The sequence below is a fragment of the Sphingobium scionense genome (genome assembly GCF_014197035.1).
Classification (GTDB): Bacteria; Pseudomonadota; Alphaproteobacteria; order Sphingomonadales; family Sphingomonadaceae; genus Sphingobium; species Sphingobium scionense.
Window position 1 is genome coordinate 1 of record NZ_JACIEU010000065.1, and the last position, 8,196, is coordinate 8,196.

The following is an 8,196-nucleotide window of genomic DNA, read 5'->3' on the forward strand; positions in this document are numbered from 1 at the left end:
CGCTGTTCTGTCCCGTGAGCAAGTGTATCATTAATAATAATGCATTGATAAAACGCGATGATTCCTTGCGATAGCTAAAAGGGCGCATCATTGGGTTTCTGCGCGCTCAGATCAGGATCCTTTCTTCGGCCACAGCGGCCTCGTTGGTACGCGGCCGCACTCTCCCTCTGCCCGCGGGGAACCGGCGGCCACGGCGGTGACGGTCAAGGATTCAGGCTCAGGTCAGGCCGGATTTTCAGGGTCACCAGGGCGCAGGCGCACCGGGCGCCGCGCATCGGCGAGTTGCCGGAGCAGTTGGGCGTTCAGTTTCTCAGCGCGGCCCAACTTGCTCTGCGTCTCACGGACGCGCAAAAGTAGGCTGGCATTTTCCGTCGCCATGGATGCGAGCCGGCCTTCGAGGTCACGGACCTTCAAGGCATCCGCGCGAGCGGCATCATCCCGTTTGCCACGCACCGCGGTGCGCGCATCGGCGGCGGTGCGGATTTCCTGCAGGATGTCGGTATGGCCGACGTAAAGAACATTGCGCCCGACACCGGCTTCGCGTGCGATGGCAGCGGCGGTGATGGGAGCCGAAGATTCGCGGGCAGACAACGCTTCGAGAGCGCCACGCAGCTTCGCCTTGGTTCGGGCATGGCGGCGCTGCTGGGGCGTCGTATCTTCAGCTTTGTTCATCCGCACCCTCTGTACTGTCGAGCATAGCAAGAAGGCGTTGGCACTCGCCGGCGCGCGTAGTGGCCAGCGCCCGGCTTTCCGGATCCAGATCACTTCTGTCGAGAAGAGCAAGATTTCGGCTCAACCGCCCGGCCCATATCGGCCGATGCTTTTCAGTGACGACGAAGTTGGCACAGGTCACGCAAGTGCTCTGGGTGCGAAGGACGGGATTCGGCTCGCGGTCGGACCCAAGGCAGGCAGAGGTTTCGCGTCTGTAGAGGCAGTAGCCCCAGTCGCAGACGCCAAGACGCATGTCCGTTTCGGCAAGAAGTTGCGTGATATAGGCGTCGATGTCACCGCCCTGGGTCCGGCCGCGGAACGGCGAACGCTCCGCCAGCATCCTGCCGGCCTTGCCCGCAAGTCGCGGCGCTACCAGCAAGTCCTCGAGCGCCGCGCGTGTGTCGGCGATGGCTTGGTCGTCGGCCAGCTCGACGAGTTCAAAGTCGGTCCCAACGTATCCCCGGTCGGTCATCGCGCGGGTGACGTGGCCGAAGTGCTTGCTGAGCGCGGCAAGGCCGGTGCGGTCCCGCCGACCTACGAACTGCGCGAAGGTTCGACGACCCTGGTGGGTCGTGAGGTGCCACCGCTCGCCCCGATGGGTGGGAAGATCGACCAGCAAGGCAAAACCACTGTTCAGCCGCTTTATCACCGCGGGGATGCTCATCGTGTGGATGCGCAGGTCCGATGACCGTAACGCCGTACCGGGCTTTTCCTGCACTAGCCACAGCTGCCGTCCGCCGTGGATTGTTCGCCACGGCGCGGAGAGGCGTTCTAGAACGGCAATGGCGCGGACTACGGGATCGGGCACAATCCAGCGATGCGGCAGGCCTTCTGGCCCCGGAGCGCCCTTGCGGATGGCACCTTGCAGATAGGCATATTGCTGTCCGTCTTCGCCATCATGCCACTTTATGCAGTCGGTCTCGAGCGCGAAGATTTCGGAGGCCCGGGCGCCGACCAGATATGCGATGACGATAAAGCAGGCATCGTAAAGCCTGAGGATTCGGTCGTTCAAGCCATCGATCGGCCGCCCGGCCAGCATCTCCGGTCTTCCCAGGCGCATTTCCACTGGCAGACACGAACGGAGATAGGCCGATGCACGGTAGATCTGGCCGTGGCGGGTAAGCCCATCCCGCGCTGCGGTGTCATAAACCGCTTGTGCATCCTCGCGCATCGCGATGATGGCGTCAGCAGGATGGCCGATAAGGTGCAGCGCCGCAGCGATCAGCGGAACTGCGATCACATCCGGCGTGTGCGGCTTTCTTTCTCCGTCGCGCCAGTTGCCCAACCGGGTCAGCATCGGCGGCGGCTCCGGCGGAGCCTCTGCAAGCTTGCCGCGCTGCTCGTAGAAGGCTTTGATGATCCAGTGGTAGTTGCGCGCAGTGCTATAGGAGAGGCCGCGTTGCCCGAAGTGCGCGAACAGATCCTTGATTGCCGGGCGGTCAAGCTGGGCCCAGCTTTCGAACCGGTTTGTCGCCATCCATAGGACGATCACCCTCAGATAATTCGCGTAAACGGTGAGAGTATGGAGCGCTACCGCCTTTCGGCCAGGCGGCGGATCGGCGTGCAGCGACCAGATGAGTTGCTTGGCAGCGCCGAGCAGGCGATGCCATCGCTCGTCGCTGAAGCGGCTACCATCAGGCATCGTGAACGACCAGTCGATCCTGAAGGCCCGGTCACGAACGCCGGGCACTCCCCGCGTGAGCTGCCATTGATCGTCAGCATAGGCCGATTCCACTGATACGCGCCCGGGCTGGGCCGGCGATGCCGCGATCTGTGAAGCGGTGCTCATTCGATATCCGGAAGAGCTGGAAGGCGATGTATTTGCTGTGCGGCCACGCTGAGGATTTCTGCCGCGAAGGCCGGTAACAGGTTCTGCTCAAGCACGCGCAGGCTCGGTGCGTAGAACAGGTTCCACCTTTCGGCATCGATCCGATCCCGGGACTCCAGCAAGTGACGCTGAGCCTGAAGGACCCGCGCACAATGTTCGGCATCAAGCGGAACGACCAAGCCGGGACATGTCAGGCAACCACCAAGATGCCGGCAGACACGCATGCCGTTTCCGATGTTCGCTTCTAGAGGCATCATGCAGCGATGACCGAACAGCGCTGTTACAGGGCCTGAGCCGTGGACTGAGGCGCTTTTTGTCGCCTGCTTCGGCGCTATGACCCAAGTGACCATCATCCGCTGAAGACGGGCGATCGTTTCACGCTCGAGCCGGCGCGCTGCAGGCCCCTCTACATAGGCATCGGTCACCACCGGATCGCGGTGATTGAGGATGGCGGCCGTTGCCAGCAGATCGCCGCCGGAGGCCAGATAATGCTGGGTCGCAACGCTGCCCCTGAGCTGGCCGGGAGCGAAGCTCGGCAAGGGTCGTCGGGGTCGGTCGGGATGCTCGCGGTTCCACTCGGCGATGCGTTTGTTGGCATGCTTGATGAACAGATCGATCCGACCACTGAGTGTACTGTAGGGCATCAGGCCGGCAGTTTTGTCGTGTTGGCGATGTTGTGAGGTCGTCAGAAAGTGGACGAGGAACAGTCGCTCCCGATCCATATCGGGCACATGCGGTAAAAGCGGCTCGGTCATCGCCAGCAGCATTTCGATAAGGCGCGGCGCCGAGCGAGGTCTCCGAACATCGAACGAGCGGCGCTGGATTTTTGGATTAGGCGCGGTTTTGTGCTTGAGCCACTCGACCAGCATCCTGGTGTCGTCGATGGGATGAGCCACAAGACAGTCGCGCCGGATCACACGAAGCGGATCCGGGTTGGCGGCAAGCTGGATAGCAAGCGCAATATAGAATGGCACGACCGTCCGCGTGGTCAGATGATAGTACTCGGCGAGCCCGCCCCGCCACCCCCAGCGCAGCAACCGGCTGTGCGCAATACCGGCTTCCCGAAGCTGCTCCCATGTTGGAGCGATGCCGCCGGTAAGTCGGTGAAGACGCCAGATGGCGCTGTCGAGGCTCTCTCCCCGCGCGGCGCGTGGCGGCGGATCGAGTGCTGCGATGATCATCTGGCAGCGTTGGAACTTCGCCCATGCCGCGTCAATTTCCTCGTAGCAGGCCATGAGGATGGCCTGCAGATCCTCTTTGCACAACCGCGGCTTGGAGTCATGGATTCGGCTGCCAGGAACTGGATTGTAGGGAAACGCAAGAACCGAACCAAACAGCTTCGGGTCAGCCTGCTCGGCGCGCTCCAGCAATGGTCGGATCAAGCCGAGTTGCGTCGCTATCGTTGGGCGCTTGAGACGTTTTCCTTCCGCGTCGGGTAGCGCAAGGAAGGCCAGATAGCGCTTGATCGTGCCTGCGTTCACCTGGCCCGCACTGGTCACCCCCTCGCTCGCCAGGAACCGGGCAAAGCAGCGCAAGGCCCGCCATCGAGCGGGTCGCGTCCGTAGCGTTGCACCCGCATCGTTCAGCCGGAAGGCCGCCATGAGCGGGCCGACCATATCCGGTGGAAGGCCCAGCGTAGCCGGATCGAAGCGCTGGACACTGCCATTACTGGCATCACGGAAGATGACGATTTGTGTCGCAGCCACGGGATCGGCGGCGGTGATCGGGCGCTGGATACGCCGATCGATCCGCCGATCATTTGGCATCGGGGATGAGTTCGCCATAGAGCCATGCCAGGCTCTCCGAGAGATCATGGTCATGCACCTCGACGCACCTGAGGTAGATTGCAGTCGTTGCGATCGAGCGATGCCCCATCAGCACTTGAAGGATTTTCAACGGATTGAGATCGGGATTGCTGCGCGCCTGTTGTTGAAGGCGCGCCAGCATCACCATCGCGAAGGTGTGACGCAGCCAGTGGAAGCTACCCTTGAGCCCGGCATCGGCAAAGCCCTTCGCAAAGAGCGCAGTGAGCCGTTTCCCCGACAGAGCCGTTCCATACGAGGTGAGGAGAAGATTAGTCGGTGACCGGAAGTGCCGGTCGCGGGCACGCGCACGCCGGATGATACGGGCGCGGTCTTCACCAGCATACCAGTCGGTGCGGTCGATCAGTCGGATCGGCGGATAGACCGTGCGGGGCCGGTTGCCCTTGGTGATGCGCAGCGGGATGCCAACGAGCGGCTGATCCTCGCCCGACAACTGGTGGCTGTCAGGCACCATGTCGAGGGTCATTCCGCAGATTTCCTTACGGCGCAGACCCGCCGTAAGCGCCCATTCGGCTGCCAGGCGCGGGATCGGACCAAGGTGAGCAAACAGGCGATCGAGCTCGGCAGCGCGCAACGGGCGCGGCAGTTTCTCCGGGTTCGACAAGACAAACGTGTTGCTCGCTGCAAGGCGCGGTCCGCCGCCATCCTCTTTGAACACCGGGACTACCCGCTCGCGGCGCCGGAAGGGAAGTTGGGCGATCAGCCCTTCCTCCAGTGCCCATTCATAGAAGCGGCAGACGCTCATTACCCGGGCGTTGATCGTCGTGCGTTCATAGGCTCGCCCCGTATGCGCACTCAAGTTTTCGATCATGCGATCTCGATATGCGCCAATGATATCTTCATCGACCGCGCGCCAGTCGAGATTCGACTGTTCCAGCGTGTCGAACCAGTCATAGATATGTTCGGCGTAAGTCCGGACGGTATCTGGCGCGCAACGCCGGCCTCGACTCGAGGCATGCTCCAACAGCCATGCAAAGGCCGGCTCGATGATCGCCATTCTGGCATCGAAGAGAATCGGGAACCCGACAGGTATCCCTGGGGCGCCAGCAATGGCGCGGATGATTGAGGCCATCACAGGCTCCCTTCCGCCGCACAAATACAAGGGCCTAATAACACAATCGAAGCGCGCAGTCCTGCCACAAAATGTTCTTCGCTACGCAGGAGGCTTGACCACGCCCAAACGCAAGATCCCGGACGCAGCATTCTCGTGGTCGCGGGCTGAGGTAGCGGATGAGGCTGTTCGGGCCGCTGCAGAGACCGCTAAGATAGGCTTTTTGACGCGAGCGGCAATGACGCTGAGATAGGCCTGCCAGTCAAATGTCGTCTGCGGCGAAGCCAAGTTTCTGGCGTCGGCTGCTAGGCCCTGCTCTGACCCTTACGTCCAGTTCCACCGCCGCGAACGTAAAATTCCGGACAGGCGGCAAGCGCCCCAAAGTTGCCAATCGCCCGCGCTCGTGAACAATCTTGCATCCGCTGTGGAGGTGAAGCAATACAAGCTATGGTCAATGGTTTCACGGTTTTATGGTGTGTTGCGGGCATCATCATTACAATTATGACCGCACTCGGCCTTAACCGGTGGAGGCCTGAATGGACGCATGCGAGGCGCGCTTTAATCTCCATTACGGCTTCTACAACACCCGTCATCGGTATCACGGCTTTTTTGCTCGGTTCACTAGATGGCCCCTTTTCGCTAATCCTGACGCTGGAACCGGATGAATTCTTAGTCCCTTTCGGCTTTCAGATTTTAGTGAGCGTTTTCTCGGCTGCGCCGCTAGGTTGGTGGATATCGCGCATCCCCAGAGCCCCCCATCTTTCCGAGACAGTTTTTGAATGATGCTGGCTAGCGGGCGCAGTAACCGGCACACATCCCGAAGCGCCAAAACGCGCCGTTCCGGACTCGCCCCTTGTCGGCCATTCCGTTTCAAGCGTATCTTGCCTGCGGAAGGAAGAAATTGATGGCTTCGGCACAGATCGGCGAACCGCCGAGCGGATCAAAACTCGATCTCATTCGCCGGTTCCTACGCGCCGCTGGTATCCAAGACCGTCTGGATACGGGCCAGTTTCTGGAGCGTCTTACCTTGCCCGGAACACCCCTATTCGCACTCGCTGCGCGAAAGGGTGAAACATTCGGCGGTGCTCAACGCACAGCAGATGAAGCTCTCAAAAGTGCCTATGCCTCGCGCAGGCAGGCTTGGCAGGAAGAATACGAAAGCCATGTGAACTGGGAGTTCACCGAAACGGAGCTACTGAATATCGTCGATTTTCTTGAAGCGCCCGAGGGTAAGCATTTCTTGGAAGGGCGCTGGCGGATGGACGCCTACATCGAAACCAACACCGAAGAGTTGGTCGAGCAGATCGTTAACGAAGCAACCGCCGCGCTCGGTTGATCAGGCTACGCCCGCTTTCCACCCAAAATCGCCGATCAGCGACGTTCCGGACACGCCCGCAAAGCGGAAATTCTCAAACGCTGGCCTAGGTGCCGATAGCCGAACTATAGAGATCGCTATGGCCAACGCAGAATTTGATCCTCGGTCAGTGCCCGCACTCTTCGCAGTCGCCCTTCAATGCGACGACGATCACGCATGGGACGCTGTCGCGGCGTTGCATTGGCGCGGCTCCAAAGAGGTTCTCGACAAAGCGTGCGTTCTAGCGAAGAGCGCAGAGGCAGCCACTCGGGCCCGTGCTGCCGATATTCTTGGCCAGATAGGGGTGCCTGTCCGGTCTTTTCCCCAAGGGTCCTTTGCCGCCGTATTGCCGCTCCTCGACGATACCGCCGATGAGGTCGTGTTCTCTGCCATTTTCGCCCTACAGCACATCGACCGACACCGAGCGGCTGCTTACGTCACACGCTTCGCAACCCACTCTGACGACAGCATCAGGTATGCCGCCGCCTGTGCGCTTGGAGCCGTCGATTCAATCGAGGCGAACGAAACTTTGCTTTTCTTGATGAACGATCATGACGCGGAGGTACGCAATTGGGCGACGTTTGGCCTCGGGCAGCAGAGCGATGCCGACAGTGGCGCGATTAGAGAAGCCCTTGCCACCCGGCTCTCAGATGCCGATGCCGATGTGCGTTACGAAGCAATCATTGGCCTCGGTCGTCGGCGCGATAGGCGCGCGCTCAGATTTTTGAAGACGATGCTTCATGACGATCCTGATGACGTCTTCGCGCGTCAGTCAGCGGCGATGCTCTTGGGACTGGAGCTTGCTGGCGAAAAGCCGACCAGCGCTCTGCTCGGGGCGCTTCAAAGGCTTCAGCGGTGGGGTTAAGCGGCGACTTCGTTTCTGAGAATCAGGCTGTCCGCTAGCACCAGTAAATTCGGTCGTTCCCGAACCATTTCCGCGCTCCCGAAAGCCGACGTTATGGCTTCTTGGGATTTATAGCGGGCGGAAGCACCGCAATGCATTCGGCTGAGATCGACTGTAGTTCGGTAACCGGGTTCGCACCTTCGATTCGTCAACCGACCCCCTCTCAAGTAACCGATCCGCGACGCACGCACAGATCGGGGTCACATCGATTTCAACTGCTACGGCGTTCGTAGCCGAGGTCAGGCACTGGTTGATTGGGCGGTTGCCAAAGGAGCTACGGAACGCCTTGTCGTAGGCGGCTTGATAGTCCTCGTTGGTGCCGTTTTGAACTGCGGAAGACAACGGTGACACGAGCCAACGAATGAGAGAGCCCGGCGCAGAGCGCCGGGTCCGAGGCGAGGCTATCGAAGGATGGTGCTTCGGCAGCGCCAGCGCTGCGCAAGCTTGAAATCTCCGCGCTGGCGCTGCCGCCCTGCGACGACACTGCGTTGAACCAAACAATACAGTTGTAGCACGGGGACCTAA

The 8,196-nt window shown here is 60.8% G+C and carries 7 protein-coding genes; 3 read left to right on the plus strand and 4 right to left on the minus strand.

The features are described 5' to 3' along the window. Nucleotides 1-222: 222 nt before the first annotated feature. From GGQ90_RS28380 to GGQ90_RS28395, 4 genes are read right to left on the minus strand one after another with little or no spacing between them, the layout of a single operon-like run. Complete coding sequence (locus tag GGQ90_RS28380) at nucleotides 223-678, minus strand: hypothetical protein (RefSeq protein WP_188084601.1); 456 nt, start codon at nucleotides 676-678, stop codon at nucleotides 223-225. Beyond that, nucleotides 659-2,500, minus strand: coding sequence for a site-specific integrase (locus GGQ90_RS28385; RefSeq protein ID WP_188084602.1), 1,842 nt, complete (start codon nucleotides 2,498-2,500; stop codon nucleotides 659-661). Before GGQ90_RS28385 ends, GGQ90_RS28380 begins: the two co-directional genes overlap by 20 nt. Further along, a complete protein-coding gene (locus GGQ90_RS28390) occupies nucleotides 2,497-4,323 on the minus strand; it encodes a site-specific integrase (protein ID WP_188084603.1) in 1,827 nt (608 codons plus the stop codon). The genes GGQ90_RS28385 and GGQ90_RS28390 overlap by 4 nt, the downstream gene beginning before the upstream one ends. Next, on the minus strand, nucleotides 4,295-5,434 hold the full coding sequence (locus GGQ90_RS28395; RefSeq protein WP_188084604.1) for a tyrosine-type recombinase/integrase: 1,140 nt from the start codon (nucleotides 5,432-5,434) through the stop codon (nucleotides 4,295-4,297). Before GGQ90_RS28395 ends, GGQ90_RS28390 begins: the two co-directional genes overlap by 29 nt. A gap of 426 nt (nucleotides 5,435-5,860) precedes the next feature. On the opposite strand from GGQ90_RS28395, the gene GGQ90_RS29200 reads away from it, so the two are divergent. The 3 genes from GGQ90_RS29200 to GGQ90_RS28405 all read left to right on the plus strand — a co-directional run bounded on the left by GGQ90_RS29200 (nucleotide 5,861) and on the right by GGQ90_RS28405 (nucleotide 7,632). Continuing rightward, a complete protein-coding gene (locus GGQ90_RS29200) occupies nucleotides 5,861-6,196 on the plus strand; it encodes a hypothetical protein (RefSeq protein WP_223178509.1) in 336 nt (111 codons plus the stop codon). Between the two features lie 121 nt (nucleotides 6,197-6,317). Further along, nucleotides 6,318-6,749, plus strand: a complete 432-nt coding sequence (locus tag GGQ90_RS28400) for a DUF2059 domain-containing protein (protein ID WP_223178510.1) — start codon at nucleotides 6,318-6,320, stop codon at nucleotides 6,747-6,749. A gap of 118 nt (nucleotides 6,750-6,867) precedes the next feature. After that, complete coding sequence (locus tag GGQ90_RS28405; protein ID WP_188084606.1) at nucleotides 6,868-7,632, plus strand: HEAT repeat domain-containing protein; 765 nt, start codon at nucleotides 6,868-6,870, stop codon at nucleotides 7,630-7,632. Nucleotides 7,633-8,196: the final 564 nt, after the last annotated feature.

Bases quoted from the DNA above. Each gene is read 5' to 3' on its own strand.
- GGQ90_RS28385 (WP_188084602.1), bottom strand. From the start codon at position 2,500: ATGAGCACCGCTTCACAGATCGCGGCATCGCCGGCCCAGCCCGGGCGC.
- GGQ90_RS28390 (WP_188084603.1), bottom strand. From the start codon at position 4,323: ATGGCGAACTCATCCCCGATGCCAAATGATCGGCGGATCGATCGGCGT.
- GGQ90_RS28395 (WP_188084604.1), bottom strand. From the start codon at position 5,434: ATGGCCTCAATCATCCGCGCCATTGCTGGCGCCCCAGGGATACCTGTC.
- GGQ90_RS29200 (WP_223178509.1), top strand. From the start codon at position 5,861: ATGGTCAATGGTTTCACGGTTTTATGGTGTGTTGCGGGCATCATCATT.
- GGQ90_RS28400 (WP_223178510.1), top strand. From the start codon at position 6,318: ATGGCTTCGGCACAGATCGGCGAACCGCCGAGCGGATCAAAACTCGAT.
- GGQ90_RS28405 (WP_188084606.1), top strand. From the start codon at position 6,868: ATGGCCAACGCAGAATTTGATCCTCGGTCAGTGCCCGCACTCTTCGCA.